Source organism: Methylocystis sp. ATCC 49242 (assembly GCF_000188155.2).
In the GTDB taxonomy this organism is placed as follows: domain Bacteria; phylum Pseudomonadota; class Alphaproteobacteria; order Rhizobiales; family Beijerinckiaceae; genus Methylocystis.
Genome location: NZ_KE124774.1, coordinates 590777 through 607569, shown reverse-complemented (window position 1 = coordinate 607569; position 16793 = coordinate 590777). Strand labels below are relative to the sequence as shown.

Below are 16793 nucleotides of genomic sequence, written 5' to 3'. Positions count from 1 at the left end.
TCATCTTGATCATCCTCCTGCGGAAAGTTTCGCAGGAGGATTTTTTTGACCGCGACTGCGCGCCCCCATTACGCTGACCCGGCGGCTTCATGCGCCGCCCTTGCGCGGAGTCGACGATGCAAAGAATAATCCCCAACCTCTGGTATTCCGAAAAGGCGGACGAAGCCGCCGCCTTCTACGCCTCGCTGCTTCCCGATTCGAGAGTGGACAGCGTCACCGCCCTGCCGGCTGAAAGCCCCAGCGGACCGGCGGGCTCGGTCAAGGTCGTCGAGTTCACGCTCCTTGGACAGCCTTACATGGCCATGAGCGCGGGACCATTCGAACCCTTCAACCACGCCATATCGCTCATGATCGAGTGCGAGGATCAGGAAGAAATCGACCGCCTCTGGTCGACGCTGTCGGAGGGCGGGAAAATCGAGCAATGCGGCTGGCTGAAGGATCGCTACGGCGTCTCCTGGCAGATCGTTCCCACGGCGCTCGGAAAGATGATGAAAGACCCGGACCGATCGCGCGCCAGGCGCGTTGCGGAAGCCATGTTGCAGATGGTGAAGCTCGATATCGACGCTCTCGAACGAGCCTATGGCGGCGAGTGATCCGCGCGCCCGCCGTTCCTCAAACGAACTCCTCGCGCCGATACCCCTGGGCGTAGAGCAGCGCCGTCAAATCGGCATGGTCGATCCGCGCATGCGCGGCTTCCGCCACTTTCGGCTTGGCGTGGTAGGCGACGCCCAGCCCCGCCTCCCGCAGCATGTCGAGATCATTGGCGCCGTCGCCGATTGCGAGCGTCGCCCCGTGTGACAATCCTCGCGCCTCGCGCATTTCCGCGAGCGCCGCGCGTTTGCCCTCTCGCCCCTGAATTGGCGCAAGCACCACGCCGGTCAGCGCGCCGTCTGCAATTTCGAGTCTGTTGGCGCGCATTTCGTGAAAACCGATGCGCGCGGCGACCGGCTGCGTGAATTGCGTGAAGCCGCCCGACACCAGCGCTGTATGCGCGCCATGCGCCCGCATCGTGGCGACGAGCGTGCGAGCGCCCGGGGTCAATGTAATGCGCGCCACGAGCGTCTCGATCTGTTCGAGCGTCACGCCTGCAAGTAGCGCGACGCGTTCCTGCAGCGCGGCCTCGAAGGCGAGTTCGCCCGCCATTGCGCGCTCGGTGATGATGGAGATGCGATCGCGCATGCCGGCGAAATCGGCGAGTTCGTCGATGCATTCCTGCTCGATCATCGTCGAGTCCATGTCGGCGACGAGCAGCGCCTTTCGGCGTCCTTCCAACGGTTGAACGACGACGTCGATGGGCTTGCCCGCCAGCGCCTCGTGCTGGCGGAAGCGAAACGCGGCGTTGCCTTCGCCAGCGAGAAAAGCATCGGCCGCGACGCCCGGCGCGAGCCAGTCGATGCACGTCGCCGTCGCGCCCGCCTCGCGCAGCGCCCGTTCGACCGTGGCGTCGTCGAATGTCGTTTCCTGCCCCGCGACAAAGGTCGCGACAAATCGAATCGGCTTTGACATCTCGTCCATTTGCGCGGCAATAGCCTGATGCCGCCACGCGCCATTCTCATTGCAGGTCCAACCGCCTCGGGCAAGTCCGCGCTCGCCCTCGCCGTCGCGCAGCGCATCGGCGGCGCGGTCCTCAACGCCGACTCGATGCAGGTCTATCGCGATCTTCGCGTTATCACCGCGCGTCCAACGCCGGAGGAAGAGCGCCTTGTCCCGCACCTTCTTTTCGGCCACGTCGACGCGGCCGTGAATTACTCCGTCGGCCGCTGGCTTGCCGATTTCGCGGCCACGCTGATGGATCTTGACGCGCGAGGCGTGACGCCGGTCATCACGGGCGGCACCGGCATGTATTTCAAGGCCGCGCTCTACGGCCTTTCCGACATCCCGGCCGTGCCGGAGGAAGTCCGCGCGCGGGTTCGCACCGTCGCCGCCGGCAAGACTCCGCAGGAGCTTCACGCCGAACTCGCCGCGCGCGATCCGGAAACCGCGGCGCGTTTGCGGCCGACCGATCCACAACGCATCCTGCGTGCGCTGGAAGTTCTGACGGCGACAGGCAAACCGCTCGCCTCTTTTCAGGGCCCGCGAAGCGCGCCGCTGCTGGACGCTTCCGCCTGCCCCTCCTTTTTCCTGGCGCCCGAACGCGAGAGCCTTTACGCGCGCATCGACGCCCGCTTCGATCGCATGATGGAAAAAGGCGCGCTCGACGAAGTCGCCGCTCTGCGCGATCGCCGTCTCGACCCTGCGCTCCCCGCCATGCGCGCGCATGGCGTTCCGCATCTCGTCGCTTTTCTCGATGGCCGCATGAAATTGGAAGAGGCGGTCATGCGCGGCAAGCTCGACACGCGCCGCTACGCCAAGCGTCAATTCACTTTCGCGCGACATCAGCTCCCGGGTTTTCAATGGTTGTCGGGTGCCGCGCCGGAAGCGGAGTTGAATGCGGCGCTCAATGCCCTCGCATGAGGAACATCTGGAGCAGCGTCAGCGCGATCTCTGTGGCGATCAAAACGATGATGATCCATTCGAGGCGCACGGAACGATCGGCGTCGATGAGATCCGTCAGCGCCCGCGCCGTTTCCCCGATCACGTCAATCTTGGCGTTGAGCGTGCGGCCGCGCGCCTCCAGTTCGTATTCGTCTTCGAGACGCGCATAGAGGCGCTCGAGATCGGGCCGGTCCCACAATACGTCGGGCTTGTCCTCGACAGCAACGCGCCCAGAGACGCGATGACGCACGAGCAGCGTCTGGCCGATGAGCTCCAGCATCGACTTGCGTTTCCACGGCGGACGGCCCTTGCTCGCCAGTTCGGCCGCGAAGGGCTCGATCGTGTCGAAGACGGCGTTGACCCGCCGCTCGTCCCGCGCCAGCGCCACGCTTTTAGCAAGCGCGTCGGCGACGACGAGGAGCCTCGCCTCGGAGAGGTCCTTGACCGTCAAACGGCCATTCGATTGCGCCTTTTCCTCCCCCTCATGGGTCGTCTCGATGATCAGGGTCTCGTCATCGCCGCGCGAGGCGCCAGCGACTCTCGCGCCGATTTTCTTGAGGATTTCGTCCTCCTCCAGCGGCGAAAGGCCAAACAGCACCGCGACGCCAAATCGATAGAGCACGGCGAAGCCAGCCTGTCCGGTGTGAAAGGCCAGCGGGGCGGTAGAGACGAGATCGGCGCGCTCGAGGCCAACCGTGTCGATGCGTTCGCCGAGCAGCAGGGCGCGGGCGGTTACGGCCTGTCGCGTGGGCAGGATGGGTTGAACCTCGAATTCTGGCATCGACGAACCTGCCTGGAATCACTATCTCAGCGATAACGCTGCGCAACTGGATAGCATGTCATCGATGCCTTGCATGACGACAGCAAAAACGCTAGCTAGCGCAGCAATCGGAGTGGGACGCGCACATGACTTATGTCGTCACAGAAAACTGCATCAAGTGCAAATATATGGATTGCGTGGAGGTCTGTCCGGTGGACTGCTTCTACGAGGGCGAGAACATGCTCGTGATCCATCCCGACGAATGCATAGATTGCGGCGTGTGCGAGCCGGAATGCCCGGCGGAGGCGATCAAGCCCGACACCGAGGAAAACCTCGAGCAGTGGCTGAAGCTCAACGCTGACATGGCGCAGAACTGGCCTAACATCACGATCAAACGCGAACCGCCCGCCGACGCCAAGGAATGGGATGGCAAGCCCGGCAAATTCGAGGCGCATTTTTCCGCCGAGCCCGGCCAGGGGGACTGACTCGAGAGCTTCGCCGCACGGCGCCCTGTTTTTGCGCAGGTGAATCTACCCGCCCGCGCCAACGGCGCCGGCGGGGGCGCGGCGAGAGGTTTCCACATCCTTAACGCAACCAAATATTCAGCAATCCTATATTGTTAGCTAGGACTTGACCGGTCCCGGCCCATTTGACGCATATGCGTAATCTTTGATTTTCGCGCCGCGGCGTGATATATGAGCTGTTAATACACGCTCATCGACCGACGACCCAACGACGAAGTTCAGCCTCCAGCAATGAGAAGGTGCGCGCCTCGGGAACAGCGGCCAAGGGAGTCCGTAAGCGCGCTGCGGCTCTAGCCAAGGTTTATGAAAATCCGCTTGCCTCCTGATCGGCAGTTGTCGTTCGGGCAATGTAGCGAGTGGTCTGCGTGATTCGTCCCGTCTCCACAGCGGGACGCCAAAGGAGTATCCCGCGTATGCCGTCCGCCAGGAAGAACGAAAAGACGAAAGGGCCCGGCGTTGTCGCGGCTCCGGCGCCCTCGCGCGGCTCGGGAAAAAAATCGGCTCCAAAATCGGTGCGCGGAAAAGGCGCAGTAGCGTCAAAGAGTTCAGCCGCTCCCGGCGGCAGCGCGAAGACGGCGCCATCCATTGGGGTGCCAAAATCGGCGGCGAAGTCATCGACAACGGCGTCCGCGACAACGGCGTCGTCTTCGAGCAAGTCCTCGTCGGCGGCGACGCGGACGAAGGTAGCGGCGAAAGCGGCGGCAAAGGCCGCGACCAAGACAAGCGCCACGACAAGCGAGAAGGCGCCCGCCAAGGCGGCGACGACGTCTCGTCGCGCCCCGTCCGCCTCCGCCCGCGCGCCGGCCTCGACGGCGAGTGTGAAGGCGTCTGCGGCGAAAGTCCCCGCGCCGGGCAAGGAGCCGAAAGCGCCGACGAAGTCGCCGGCAAAGGCCGCGTCCGAGCACACGGCCTCCGTCAAGGCGCCGAGCGTCGAAAAGGCAAAGGCAGGGAGGCAAGCGCCTCCGGCCGTCAGGGAAAAAGCAGAGAGCGTGAAGCCGGCTCCTGCCCCGACCAAGAACCTTTCCACGACTCCCGTTCCGTCGAACGCCGTCAAGGCGACGCCGGCAAGAGAGTCCGTAACCGCCTCCCCCGCGACGGGCGTCGCAGCCGCAACGCCCGCCGTGGTCGGAAAGTCCACGCAACCCCCGACAGCCGGCGAAGAAAAAGAATTGGCAAAGAAATCCGAGAACCTCGCATCGTCGGCGGCGCCTGTCGTCGGCGACAAAGCCTCCGACAAGCCCGCAATCGAGACCAAGCCCGTCGTCTCCAAGGCCGCGCCTGCGGCCGGCAAGGCGAAAGCCGGCGGTCAGAAACATGGATTCAAACAGAGCGAATTCATCGTTTATCCGGCCCATGGCGTCGGCCAGATCATCGGCGTCGAGATACAGGAGGTCGCCGGATTCAGCCTGGAGCTCTTCGTCGTGAGCTTCATCAAGGACAAGATGATCCTCAAGGTGCCCACCAGCAAGGTCGCCAACGTCGGCATGCGCAAGCTCGCCGAGGGTAATGTCGTCGACAAGGCGCTGGCGACATTGAGCGGTCGCGCGCGCATCAAGCGCACCATGTGGTCGCGCCGCGCGCAGGAATACGAGGCCAAGATCAACTCCGGCGACCTCGTCACGATCGCCGAGGTGGTGCGCGACCTCTACCGCTCCGACACGCAGCCGGAGCAGTCCTACTCGGAGCGGCAGCTTTATGAGGCGGCGCTCGACCGTATGGCCCGCGAGATCGCGGCCGTACGCAAGCTGATCGATTCGGAAGCGCTGAAGCTGATCGAGTCCTTCCTGCAGAAGGGCCCCCGCCGCGGCCAGAAAGCCGATGCCGACGTGGGTGACGACGGCGACGACGCGGATGTCGATGCTGCGGCGTAACCAATCGGGATACGCCAAAGAAAAAGCCCTCCGACAGGAGGGCTTTTTTATTACGCGATCGGGAGGCTCTCTTCCGTCCCCTCCCCGTCCTGCATACGGGAAAGCGCCTTGCGCAATTTGATCAGCGCGCGGCTTTCGATTTGCCGTACCCGCTCCTTGGAAATGCCGAGCTTGTCGCCGAGGGTCTCGAGGGTCACGAGATTGTCTGTGAGCCGACGCTCCTGCACGATGCGCAATTCTCGCTCGGAGAGGATCGCGAGCGCGTCCTTGAGCCATCGGGCGCGACGGTCCGAATCCATCGTCTCCTGCACGGCCTCGTCGGGCAGCGGATGGTCGTCGACAAGAAAATCCATGCGCTGGGCGGACCCTGATGAATCGTCGTCGACGAGTTGCGCGTTCAGCGACACGTCCGACCCGGACAGGCGGGAATCCATCATTTCCACGTCGGCGCGCGAGACGCCTAGCGCCTTGGCGATGGCCTGATAGGCGTCGCCTGACCCATAAGCGTCGGGGTCTCGGGCGAGGCGCGCGCGAAGGCGACGCAGATTGAAGAACAGCGCCTTCTGGCTGGAACTGGTGCCGCCGCGAACGATCGACCAGTTGCGCAGGACATAGTCCTGGATCGAGGCGCGGATCCACCAGGTCGCATAGGTCGAGAAACGCACGTCGCGCTCTGGCGCGAAGCGGGCCGCGGCCTCGAGCAATCCAACATGGCCTTCCTGGACGAGATCGGCGATCGGCAGGCCATAGTGACGGAACTTCGCCGCAAGGGCGATCACGAGACGCATATGCGCCGCCGTCAATTTATGAAGCGCTCGCCGGTCGCCGTGGTCGCGCCAGGCTACGGCCAGTGCTTTTTCCTCGTCCCGTTCCAGGAAGGGAGCCTCAGCCGCTGCTTTCATCAGTTCGCGGCCGAGGCCAGGAAGATACGCCATGGTCAGGTCTCCACAGCGCGCTATCTCTTTACTGATATCGGATGAGATAATCGCGCATTCTTGAACAACTCTAGTTGTTCAACCCGCCTATGCGCGCGAAGTTCCGTCGCCTTTGCGTTTCATTCCGTTACAATTTTGTAATGCTCTCCCGGCGTCACGGGGTCCGCATCCTCCAAGCCATTGAGAAGCCGGAAATATTCGACTGGTCGATTAGGCGTAACCATACGGGAGGAAAGGGTTTCCACCGAGTCGCCGGGCGCAGCCGCGACCACCGAAATCTTGAGCCCGTGAGCCTCATGCGCCTCCTCCGGCGTCACTCGTCGGAAGGTCATGATCGATTCCATGAAGCTCTTGTCCGCCTCGTCCGTCAGCGCCTTCGCGGCGAAGATCAGCCGATAGAGAAAATCTCCCGACTGAATCACGGCGAGGCGGAAATTCCACTCGCCCGCGCGCGCGATCGCCGTGACCGCCGGCAGGCCATTGACGTCGATCTTCTTCACCGAAGACTGCATGAGCCCATCGACCCAGCCCGATCCGACATAGGTTTCGAGGGACTCGAAGTGCGGATCGCGGACACTGTCGAGGCGCAACGCCTCATTGTCGGCCTGGCGAACGCCGAAGACCGCTTCATTGGAGTTCTCCAGCAGGAAGCCCTCTGGCGCGGTGAAAGTGAAGCGCAGCCGCGGATGGGTGAACTTGCGGTCTCGGACATAGCCCTCCATCGGATCGTCGCCGAAGGCCACGCCGTTGATCGCCGCGAGATAGCCGTTCCGGTCGCGCGTGCCCACGCCCGGCGCGCCAATCTGGCGGGCTGCGGCTATCGCCTTGGCCACGCGGTCCGGCGTCGACGGATGGGTGGACATGATGTCGTAGTCCAGCGAGCTCTTTTTCTTTCCGTAGAGCGCCGCGCGAAGCTCGGTCGAACGACCGAGCGCGGTGAGAAAGCGGGAGGCGCCATATGGATCGTAACCGGCGCGAGCGATCACCCGCACCCCGGTCGCGTCGGCGTCCAGTTCCTGCTGGCGCGAGAAGCTCGCGACCGAGAGGCGCTGGCTGGAGCGAACCTCCTCGCCTTTCTGCTTGTTCTGGATCACCGTCGCGGCTTGGGAAATAAGCGCCGCCTCGCGTTCGCGCTCGGCGCGCAGGGCGCTGTGCCGCAATGTGACATGGGCGATCTCATGCGCCATCACCGCCGCCGCCTCCGAAGCGTCGGTGGCGAGCGCCAGCAGACCACGGGTGACGTAAAGGTTGCCGGACGGCAGAGCAAAAGCATTGACCACCGGCGTATTGAGTATCGTGACTCTGTAGGCTGGCTGGCCGGGCGTATCGCTCGCGCCCGCGAGCTTGACGAGAATCTCGTTCAGGTAGCGCTCTGCGGCCGGCGCCTGATATTCCCCGCCGAACTGCGCAACGAGCTCCTTGTGCTGGACCGAGCTGCGGTTGTCCATGCGCGGCGGCGCCGGCTTGGTCGGCGGGATCGGCGCCGTGAAAACCTGCCCTTGCCGCTCGAGCTCGGCGCAGGCCGAAACGGCCAGCGCGCACGCCGCGACGAAGACCGCCCGAACCCAGGATTTAAGGCGAACTGGCGCGGTCAATGAGTTCGATCTCGGCAGGAGTGGATATTTCCATGCGCGGTCCAAAACCTGTTTCAATAAGTCCTCGCACACGCGCCCGCCGTCCGGTCAGCGTCAGCAGATCGAATCCCGCTTTTGCAAACATAGCCAAATTGCGCCGCGAAATCACGACAGAGAAATTGTCCCAGCGCTTTTCGTTGAAATTCAGATAGATAGCCCCGCGAGATTCGCCCACGGAACGAATGGTTCCCTCTACGATCGTCATTCCCTTGCGCGCAAGCAGCGTGGCTCGCGCCTGAGGAGCCGCCGGATCCACCGGCCGCGATTCGGGATCGGCCCAAAGTCCCCGCGCCGCCGACCGCGCGCGCGCCTCGGCCGGGAGATAGTCCCGGGCGCAATCTGCGGCGGCCGGGTCCGGACGGAAGCGGGCGTCGCCGGCCTCAAGGAGCGCGGCTCCGACCGATATGAGCGGCGCATCCGCGCCCTCCCCTTTGGCGGCGAAAAGCCGGACGGGGAGGCGGCCCCATCTGTCGGGCCCGGCGGCCAGAGCGCCGAGGAATATGTCACGCCCGGCGAGCCACTCCGAAAGCCGCTTCAGCGCATCCGCGCGCAAGCCCTGTCCGCTCATTGTCAACGAAGGGAATTCGAGACCTGAAAGCGCCGCCCGACGGCCGTCGTCGAGCAGCAGGTCGAAATCCTCATCCACCGCCGCGATCGTGGCGGGAACCGTGGCTTCGAGTGAACAGGGGCCGGTTTCCGGCGCTGACGCAAGCGCGACCGCAGGCATATTCAGCAAATGGGCATAAAGGAGCGAGGCCCAAATCGGCTTCTTTCGGCTCACGGCGCGACGCTCGCTCGCGAGGTTCATACGCTTCTGGCTCAAACGTCCTCGCCGCATTGCAATATAGATTGCAGATCCCATGTCTCCGGAAACAAAAATCCCGATCCCGTCAAAGTTAAGGCAAAGCCATGTTCGGGCGTCCACATTCGCAAGACTTCCGCCGCAATTTGGCCGAAACAGCGCCTATGCTAGCGCCTCGTGCTCCATCGGCGCGGCGGTCCGCGCGGTTTCGATCTTCCCGACAAAGCCCCATGATCTCTCGCATCGTTCTCTCCGTCGCCCCCCTGCTCTTCGCAGGCGCCGCGATGGCCTATGATCCTTATGGCGGCGCGCGGCCCGAGGTCGACGTTGAGCCGGCGCAGACCTACAATCGTCCCCCCGCCGACATAATCGACGAGGGCCCCGGAGAAATCGGCGGCCCGGCTGGACCCGACGCCGCCGCGCTGACAATGCGCGTGGACCGGCTGGAGCGCGACCTTCGGCGTCTCACCGGCCAGAACGAGGAATTGCAGCACAAGGTTCAGGTCCTCGAGGACCAGCTGCGCGCCGCGAAGTCGGAGGCGCCGCGCGCCTCGGACGCCCCTGCCCGCTCCGCCGTCCCGTCGACGCCGGCGCCAGCGCCATCGGCGGGCCGTCGCGGCGACGCCTTCGACCCGGCGACGGACCCGACGGCCCCCGGCGCGCCGCGGCAACTCGGCACGACCCAACCCTCGGCGCCCCTTGCGAACCCGCCAAAGACCGCCGCCGGATCCGTCACCACCGCGCCGCCTGTACGCGAGGTCGGCCAGCCGCTGGACATCGCCCACGGTCGCCTCGTCGGCGACGAGCCCATCGCCCCGGCCGAAATCGCTCCGCCGCCACCGGCCGCCCCGCCCGGCCCCAAGGAGGAATACGACGAGGCGGTCTCCTCGCTGCGCGCAGGAAGATTCGAGGCGGCCGAGAAGTCGCTGACGACATTTCTCAGCAAGAACCCCAAGAGCAAATTCGCGCCCGCCGCGACGTTCAATCTCGGCGAGAGCTTCTTCCTGCGCGGGCGCCATCGCGAGGCGGCGGAGAAATATCTCGAAATTTCCACCAAATACGGCCAGTCCGCGCAGGCGCCGGACGCCCTGCTGCGCCTCGGCCAGTCGCTGAGCGCCATGGGCGCAAAGGAGCAGGCCTGCGCCTCCTTCAGCGAGATCGGCGTGAAATATCCCAACGCGACGGCGCGCATAAAGGAAGCCGCCCAGCGCGAGAGCAAGAAGATTCAATGCTGACGCTTTTGCGCCGCGCGGGTTGAGCTTGCGCGGGAAAAACGAAAGCGACCTGCTCGCGCTGCTGGCGCCGCATCGTTCGCTGCTGCTCGCCGTATCCGGCGGGCCGGACTCGGTCGCGCTGATGCTGCTCGCCGCGCAGTGGCCGGACCGGCGCTCGCATGACATTGCTGTCGCGACCGTGGACCATGGCCTGCGGCCGGAGGCGCGACGAGAAGCCGAGCAGGTCGGCGCCTGGGCGAATGCGCTCGGCTTTCCTCATCATGTCCTGACCTGGCAGGGCGAAAAGCCCCGCACGCGCGTTCAGGAGCGGGCGCGGACCGCGCGCTACGCGCTGCTCGCGGATTGCGCTGGACGGATCGGCGCCGGGGCGATTGTCACCGCGCATCACGCGGACGATCAGGCCGAAACAATTCTGTTCCGCCTCACGCGCGGCTCGGGAGTTGCGGGCCTTGCCGGCATGACCGCCGAATCACGCTGCGGCGGCGTCGCGCTGCTGCGGCCGCTCCTGGGCCTGCGGAAAGCGGCGCTCGAAGAAATCTGTCGACGCTGCGACCACGATTATTTCCGCGATCCGTCGAATATCGACGAGCATTACGCCCGGGCGCGATTGCGCAAGTTACGGCCGCTTCTCGCCGCGCAGGGTCTCGACGACGAAGCCTTGCTGCGACTCGGTCAGCGCGCCGCTCACGCCGACGCGGCATTGAATTTCTGCGCGGAGAATGCTCGCGAGCGCGCCATTGTCGACGTCGATTCGGAGACGGCGCGGTTCGATGCGGCGGCGCTTCGCGAACTCCCCCCGGAGATCGTCCAGCGGCTGCTCGCTGGGGAAATCGCGCGACTGGCGCCGCTCGCGCCACTGCGTCTCGAACGGCTCGAACGGGCCGCGCGCCGCCTGGTCGCGGCCCTAGCCGACGGCGCGAAGCTGCGGTTAACCATCGCCGATCTTTTACTGGACGCGCAGGGCGCACATGTCACGTTGCGCCCCGCGCCGCCGCGCCGCTTCAAGCAGAAACCCCGAAGCTGACGGCGGAGACGCTCGCTGCGCCCGCCTATCTTGGCAAGGAACGGGGGCGCGCCTAAATTACCCTAAATGACCGGAGCGTTCCGAGGGATGGTCCCGTTCGTGCGCCTCCCAAAGGTTACTCAATGAACGCAAACTTCAGGAACCTCGCCTTGTGGGCCATTATCGGCCTGCTGGTGGTGGCGCTTGTCATGCTGTTTCAGCAGCCAGGTCAGCGCACGCCGATCCGGGATATTTCGTTCAGCGAACTGCTCACGCAAATTGATCAGGGTCGCGTTCATGACGTGACGATCGCCGGCAATGAAATCACGGGTCGCTTCAACGACAATCGTCCGTTCTCGACCTATGCGCCGAACGACGCCAATCTCGTTCCGCGCCTTCAGGCTCACAATGTGTCCATCAGCGCGAAGCCGCAGAATGAAGGCGGCGGCTGGCTGATGACGCTTCTGCTCAACGCGTTGCCGCTCGTTGCATTCATCGGCGTATGGATTTTCCTGTCGCGCCAGATGCAGGGCGGCGCCGGCCGCGCCATGGGTTTCGGTAAGTCGAAGGCGAAGCTGCTCACCGAGACGCAGGGCCGCGTGACGTTCGAGGACGTCGCCGGCGTCGACGAGGCGAAGGAAGATTTGCAGGAGATCGTGGAGTTTCTGCGTGATCCGGGCAAGTTCCAACGTCTGGGCGGACGTATTCCGCGCGGCGTGCTGCTCGTCGGACCGCCCGGCACGGGCAAGACGCTGCTGGCGCGCGCCATCGCGGGCGAGGCCGGCGTGCCCTTCTTCTCGATCTCGGGTTCTGACTTCGTCGAAATGTTCGTCGGCGTCGGCGCGAGCCGCGTCCGCGACATGTTCGAGCAGGCGAAGAAGAACGCGCCCTGCATTATCTTCGTCGACGAAATCGACGCGGTGGGCCGTCATCGCGGCGCCGGTCTCGGCGGCGGCAATGACGAGCGCGAGCAGACCCTGAACCAGCTGCTGGTCGAGATGGACGGCTTCGAGGCGAATGAGGGGATCATCCTCATCGCGGCGACCAACCGTCCGGACGTTCTCGATCCGGCGCTGATGCGTCCGGGCCGCTTCGACCGTCAGATCCAGGTTCCGAACCCCGACTTCATCGGCCGCGAGAAGATCCTGAAGGTTCACGCCCGCAAGGTGCCGCTGGCGCCGGACGTCGACCTGAAGGTGGTGGCGCGCGGCACGCCGGGCTTCTCGGGCGCGGATCTGATGAACCTTGTCAACGAGGCGGCGCTGCTTGCGGCGCGCCGGTCGAAGCGGATCGTCACGAATCAGGAGTTCGAGGACGCGCGCGACAAGATCATGATGGGCGCCGAGCGCCGCACGCTTGCGATGACGGATGAAGAAAAGAAGCTCACGGCCTATCACGAAGGCGGCCATGCGCTTGTTTCGCTCAACATGCCGGGCTCGACTCCCATCCACAAGGCGACGATCATCCCGCGTGGTCGCGCGCTGGGCATGGTGCAGAGCCTCCCCGAACGCGATCAGATCTCGCAAAACTACCAGGAGCTGACCGCAATGCTCGCGATGGCGATGGGCGGCCGCGTGGCGGAGGAACTGATCTTCGGTCCGAAGAAGGTGACGTCCGGCGCCGCGTCGGACATCCAGCAGTGCACCCGCGTGGCTCGGGCGATGGTCACGCAGCTCGGCTTCTCCGACAAGCTCGGGACGGTGGCCTACGCCGATCCGCAGCAGGAGCAGTTCCTGGGCTATTCGATTGGCCGCCAGCAGAACCTCTCCGAGGCGACGCAGCAGCTGATCGACGCGGAAGTGCGTCGTCTCGTGCAACAGGGTTACGACACGGCTAAGCGAATCCTCACGGAGAAGCGCGACCAGCTCGAAACTCTCGCGCAGGGCTTGCTGGAGTTCGAGACGCTGTCCGGCGAGGAGATCGTGAATCTTCTCGCGGGCAAGCGCCCGGTCCGTGAGGATACGAGCGCAAAGCCGCCGCAGACGCCCTGGGGCAGCGCTGTCCCGACCACGGGCCAGAAGCCCGAGCCGGACGTCGGAGGCATGGAGCCTCATCCGGTTTGACGGAAAAGAAGAAGCCCGGCGTCTCCGCCGGGCTTTTTTAATTCGACTGTCGCCTCGGGCGCCCTATCGTTGCGGAAGCTGACCGCCACGCGCGGATTCGAAGACGAGGACATTCCCGAATTCCTCGGCTGACAGAAATTCCAACCCGATTCCGTCCCTTGCCCGCCACACCGCGCGCACGTCGCGCAGTTCGCCCTTCCGCTCGATGAAGAGCCGAAAGACATCAGGGAGCGCGATTTCCTCATCGCAACAGATTTTCGCGCCCGTGTCGCTGAGATCGCGGATTACGCAATCGAAAGCCGAGCGCTCGAACTCGATGCGCCCGGACAGCAGCGTCCGCCGCCGCATCGCGCGTCGCCGCTCGACCGTTGTTCCGCGCTCCATCGGCTTCGCCTCCTGAAATTTCTCGCGGCGAATATGTAAACACGGTTAAGCAAAGCTTTACCATGGCGCCGTTGATTAACCTTAATGCGCCGATCAATCCCTGGCTTGCTCGATCAGCGCCTGCACGGTTTCGGCAGGACGGCACAGCGCCGCCTTGTCCCCGAGCACCACGATCGGCCGCTCGATCAGAATCGGGTGCTTCTCGATGGCGTCGAATATCGCCTCCTCGCCGAGCTTGGGATCGTCGAGGCCGAGTTCCTCATAGGGCGTGCCGCGCTTGCGAAGGATATCCCGCACATTCTTGCCCATGCGCTTCAAAATGCTCTCGAGCGTCTTCCGGTCCGGCGGCGTCTTGAGATATTCGATCACCTTCGGCTCGAAGCCGGCTTCTCGCAATGCGGCCAGCACGTTGCGGGAGGTGCCACAGGCGGGGTTGTGATAAATTTCGACTTTCATTTGGCTTCCTTTTGCCGTCGGGGGCGGTTAACGATTAACTAAAGCTTCACGCAGAGGAAGATGCGCGACACAAAATCTGCCATGATTGTCTTCTGTTATTTCGCGCACTTACGATAAAAGGCACGAGCATTTTGTCCGACGACAAGAAGGACTCCTTATGACCCGCACCTATTTCGGCACCGACGGCATCCGCGGCCTCGCCAATGTCAAGATTACGCCAGAACTGGCGCTGAAGGTTGGCCAGGCCGCAGGGCTCATTTTCCATCGCGGCGAGGGTCGCCACCGCGTCGTCATCGGCAAGGACACGCGCCTCTCCGGATATATGATCGAATATGCGCTCGTCGCCGGCTTCACCTCCGTCGGCATGGACCCGCTGCTGCTCGGCCCGATGCCGACGCCGGCCGTCGCCATGCTGACGCGCTCGATGCGCGCCGACGTCGGCGTCATGATCTCCGCCTCGCATAATTCCTATGAGGACAATGGAATCAAGCTATTCGGACCGGACGGCCACAAACTCTCCGACAGCATTGAAATGGAGATCGAGAAGCTGATCGACGGCGACCTCACGCGCAAGCTCGCCGGCCCCACGGAACTCGGCCGCGCCCGTCGTATCGACGACGTTCGCGCGCGTTACATCGAATTCGCCAAGCGCACCCTGCCCCGCAACATGAGCTTCGAGGGTCTGCGCGTCGTGATCGATTGCGCCAATGGCGCCGCCTACAAGGTCGCGCCGGAAGCCCTTTGGGAGCTGGGCGCCGAGGTGATCGCCATCGGCGTCGAGCCCGACGGCTTCAACATCAATCGGGACGTCGGCTCCACCTCGCCGCAGGCGCTGCGCGAAAAAGTCCGCGAATTGCGCGCCGATGTCGGCATCGCGCTCGACGGCGACGCCGATCGCGTCATCATGGTCGACGAACGTGGTCAGGTCATCGACGGCGACCAGCTGATGGCCGTGGTGGCGGAGAGCTGGCGCGATCAGGGCCTGCTCGCCAAGCCCGGCCTCGTCGCAACGATCATGTCGAACCTCGGCCTCGAACGTCATCTGAGCTCGCTCGGCCTGACGCTCGAGCGCACGGCGGTCGGGGACCGGTACGTGATCGAACGCATGCGGCAGGCCGGCTATAATGTCGGCGGCGAACAGTCCGGCCATGTCATCCTTTCCGATTTTTCAACGACGGGCGATGGTCTCGTGACGGCGATGCAGGTGCTCGCCGAGGTCAAACGCCAGCAGCGTCGCGTCAGCGACGTCTGTCATTGTTTCGAGCCCCTGCCGCAGGTGCTGAAAAATGTGCGGGCGCAGAAGCGGACGCTGGAGAAGGATTCGGTGGTGATGGCCATCGATTCCGCGCGAGAGAGATTGAATGGAAGCGGCCGCCTGATCGTGCGCGCATCGGGCACCGAGCCCGTGATTCGCGTCATGGGCGAAGGCGACGATCCCGATCTCGTCGAAACGCTCGTCTCGCAAGTCTGCAACGCACTGAAGGAATCCGCCGAAGCGGCGTGAGCCGCGCGGGTTTCGAATATCAAAATCGGACCAATCCGAAGCGCGCGCGGAGGCTGAAACGCCCTCGCGCGCGCTGTGCGTTGGCGCGCAAAATTACTAATGAAAACAATAAATAAGCCGGCTCTTTTGGTTAAATCGTAAGGTTAACTTGGACTTAAGCATTATATTGCAAAGTCTTCGCTGTTGGCGTTGCGCCAAGGGACCGCTCAGCGGCCCGCTATACGCGAAGGGGAATTCAGTCATGGGCCGTTCCTTTGCCCTCATCCTTGCGGCGGCAGCCGTCGTTGGCGCGAGCGCCAGCGCGCATGCCGCTGATCTTCTGCCGCCTCCGCCGCCGATCGAAGCGCCGCCTCCGCCGGTTGATTTCGGCGGATGGTATCTGCGCGGCGACGTCGGCGTCGGCGTCAACCAGCTCACGAATCTCCGCTCGACCTTCGACCCGACGGTCGTGGTGCCGATGCCCCTCTTCAACCAGTATTCGATCGGGGACGCGGCCTTTGCGGGCGCCGGCGTCGGCTATCAGTTCAACAGCTGGTTCCGCGCCGATGTGACGGGCGAATATCGCACCGCCGCCAACTATCGCGCGACGCAGAGCTACACCGACATCTGGAGCGCCCCCGGCTTCTCGCCCTGCGGCATCGGCGCGCGCTGCCACGACACCTACAACGGCCAGCACAGCGCGGCCGTCTTCCTGGCCAACGGCTATTTCGACCTCGGCACCTGGTACGGGATCACGCCCTATGTCGGCGGCGGCATCGGCTTTGCGGTCAATTGGCTGCAGAACGTCAACGACTTCTCGGCGCAGCCAGCGGGCGGCTTCGGCTATGCGTCGGACACCAACCGGACGAATTTCGCCTGGGCGGTCATGGCCGGTCTCGCCTACAACGTGACCCCGAATCTCAAGCTCGAAGTCGGCTACCGTTACCTCGACATGGGCACGATCAACACCAATCCGATCTACTGCCAGGGCGTCGCGGTATGCCCGCGCGAGCGCCAGTCGTTCGATCTCGCCTCGCACGACATTCGTCTGGGCTTCCGCTACATGCTCGGCGGCTTCGCGCCGGCGCCGGTCCTCGCGCCGCCTCCGGGTCCGCTGGTGCGGAAATACTGATCGCTCTTTCACCAAAGAGACGAGCGGCGCGGGTTC

Annotated in this window: 17 protein-coding genes; 9 read left to right on the top strand and 8 right to left on the bottom strand. The window is 64.3% G+C overall.

What is annotated here, in order from left to right; all coding sequences use genetic code 11:
- Window positions 1-116: 116 nt before the first annotated feature.
- Window positions 117-593, top strand: coding sequence for a VOC family protein (locus MET49242_RS04800; RefSeq protein ID WP_036281069.1), 477 nt, complete (start codon window positions 117-119; stop codon window positions 591-593).
- 19 nt (window positions 594-612) lie between these two features.
- On the opposite strand, the gene serB is transcribed toward MET49242_RS04800, so the two are convergent.
- Entirely contained in the window at window positions 613-1515 is a 903-nt protein-coding gene (gene serB / locus MET49242_RS04795; protein ID WP_371212521.1) for a phosphoserine phosphatase SerB, read from the bottom strand.
- An 18-nt stretch (window positions 1516-1533) separates the two neighbouring features.
- Here serB and miaA point away from each other — a divergent pair, with 18 nt between their 5' ends.
- Window positions 1534-2454, top strand: coding sequence for a tRNA (adenosine(37)-N6)-dimethylallyltransferase MiaA (gene miaA, locus MET49242_RS04790; RefSeq protein ID WP_036286948.1), 921 nt, complete (start codon window positions 1534-1536; stop codon window positions 2452-2454).
- On the opposite strand, the gene MET49242_RS04785 is transcribed toward miaA, so the two are convergent.
- Entirely contained in the window at window positions 2438-3256 is an 819-nt protein-coding gene (locus MET49242_RS04785) for an RMD1 family protein (protein ID WP_051134006.1), read from the bottom strand. The two genes, miaA and MET49242_RS04785, sit on opposite strands and share 17 nt — an antisense overlap.
- Window positions 3257-3381: 125 nt before the next feature.
- Between MET49242_RS04785 and fdxA the strand changes: the two genes are divergently transcribed.
- Window positions 3382-3720 carry a ferredoxin FdxA gene (gene fdxA / locus MET49242_RS04780; RefSeq protein ID WP_036281067.1) on the top strand — a complete coding sequence of 113 codons (339 nt, stop codon included), beginning with the start codon at window positions 3382-3384 and terminating at the stop codon, window positions 3718-3720.
- Window positions 3721-4060: 340 nt separating this feature from the next.
- On the opposite strand, the gene MET49242_RS23150 is transcribed toward fdxA, so the two are convergent.
- Complete coding sequence (locus tag MET49242_RS23150; RefSeq protein WP_144259466.1) at window positions 4061-4897, bottom strand: hypothetical protein; 837 nt, start codon at window positions 4895-4897, stop codon at window positions 4061-4063.
- Between the two features lie 31 nt (window positions 4898-4928).
- Here MET49242_RS23150 and MET49242_RS23145 point away from each other — a divergent pair, with 31 nt between their 5' ends.
- Entirely contained in the window at window positions 4929-5630 is a 702-nt protein-coding gene (locus tag MET49242_RS23145) for a CarD family transcriptional regulator (protein WP_084678885.1), read from the top strand.
- A 50-nt stretch (window positions 5631-5680) separates the two neighbouring features.
- On the opposite strand, the gene MET49242_RS04765 is transcribed toward MET49242_RS23145, so the two are convergent.
- From MET49242_RS04765 to MET49242_RS04755, 3 genes are all read right to left on the bottom strand, one after another.
- Complete coding sequence (locus tag MET49242_RS04765; RefSeq protein ID WP_036281061.1) at window positions 5681-6565, bottom strand: RNA polymerase factor sigma-32; 885 nt, start codon at window positions 6563-6565, stop codon at window positions 5681-5683.
- 119 nt (window positions 6566-6684) lie between these two features.
- Window positions 6685-8160 carry a M48 family metalloprotease gene (locus tag MET49242_RS04760; RefSeq protein WP_036281059.1) on the bottom strand — a complete coding sequence of 492 codons (1476 nt, stop codon included), beginning with the start codon at window positions 8158-8160 and terminating at the stop codon, window positions 6685-6687.
- A complete protein-coding gene (locus MET49242_RS04755; protein ID WP_244430702.1) occupies window positions 8138-9022 on the bottom strand; it encodes a nuclease in 885 nt (294 codons plus the stop codon). Before MET49242_RS04755 ends, MET49242_RS04760 begins: the two co-directional genes overlap by 23 nt.
- A gap of 209 nt (window positions 9023-9231) precedes the next feature.
- Here MET49242_RS04755 and ybgF point away from each other — a divergent pair, with 209 nt between their 5' ends.
- From ybgF to ftsH, 3 genes are all read left to right on the top strand, one after another.
- Entirely contained in the window at window positions 9232-10236 is a 1005-nt protein-coding gene (gene ybgF / locus MET49242_RS04750) for a tol-pal system protein YbgF (RefSeq protein ID WP_051134004.1), read from the top strand.
- Window positions 10237-10261: 25 nt separating this feature from the next.
- On the top strand, window positions 10262-11260 hold the full coding sequence (tilS, locus tag MET49242_RS04745) for a tRNA lysidine(34) synthetase TilS (RefSeq protein WP_244430700.1): 999 nt from the start codon (window positions 10262-10264) through the stop codon (window positions 11258-11260).
- Window positions 11261-11382: 122 nt separating this feature from the next.
- Complete coding sequence (ftsH, locus tag MET49242_RS04740) at window positions 11383-13302, top strand: ATP-dependent zinc metalloprotease FtsH (RefSeq protein WP_036281055.1); 1920 nt, start codon at window positions 11383-11385, stop codon at window positions 13300-13302.
- 63 nt (window positions 13303-13365) lie between these two features.
- Here the strand turns inward: ftsH and MET49242_RS04735 are convergent, their stop codons facing one another.
- On the bottom strand, window positions 13366-13686 hold the full coding sequence (locus tag MET49242_RS04735) for a PilZ domain-containing protein (protein WP_051134003.1): 321 nt from the start codon (window positions 13684-13686) through the stop codon (window positions 13366-13368).
- A gap of 93 nt (window positions 13687-13779) precedes the next feature.
- Window positions 13780-14142, bottom strand: a complete 363-nt coding sequence (arsC, locus tag MET49242_RS04730; protein ID WP_036281053.1) for an arsenate reductase (glutaredoxin) — start codon at window positions 14140-14142, stop codon at window positions 13780-13782.
- 157 nt (window positions 14143-14299) lie between these two features.
- Between arsC and glmM the strand changes: the two genes are divergently transcribed.
- Both glmM and MET49242_RS04720 read left to right on the top strand, forming a co-directional pair.
- Entirely contained in the window at window positions 14300-15646 is a 1347-nt protein-coding gene (gene glmM, locus MET49242_RS04725) for a phosphoglucosamine mutase (RefSeq protein WP_036281051.1), read from the top strand.
- Window positions 15647-15887: 241 nt separating this feature from the next.
- Entirely contained in the window at window positions 15888-16757 is an 870-nt protein-coding gene (locus MET49242_RS04720; RefSeq protein WP_036281049.1) for an outer membrane protein, read from the top strand.
- Window positions 16758-16793 lie beyond the last annotated feature (36 nt).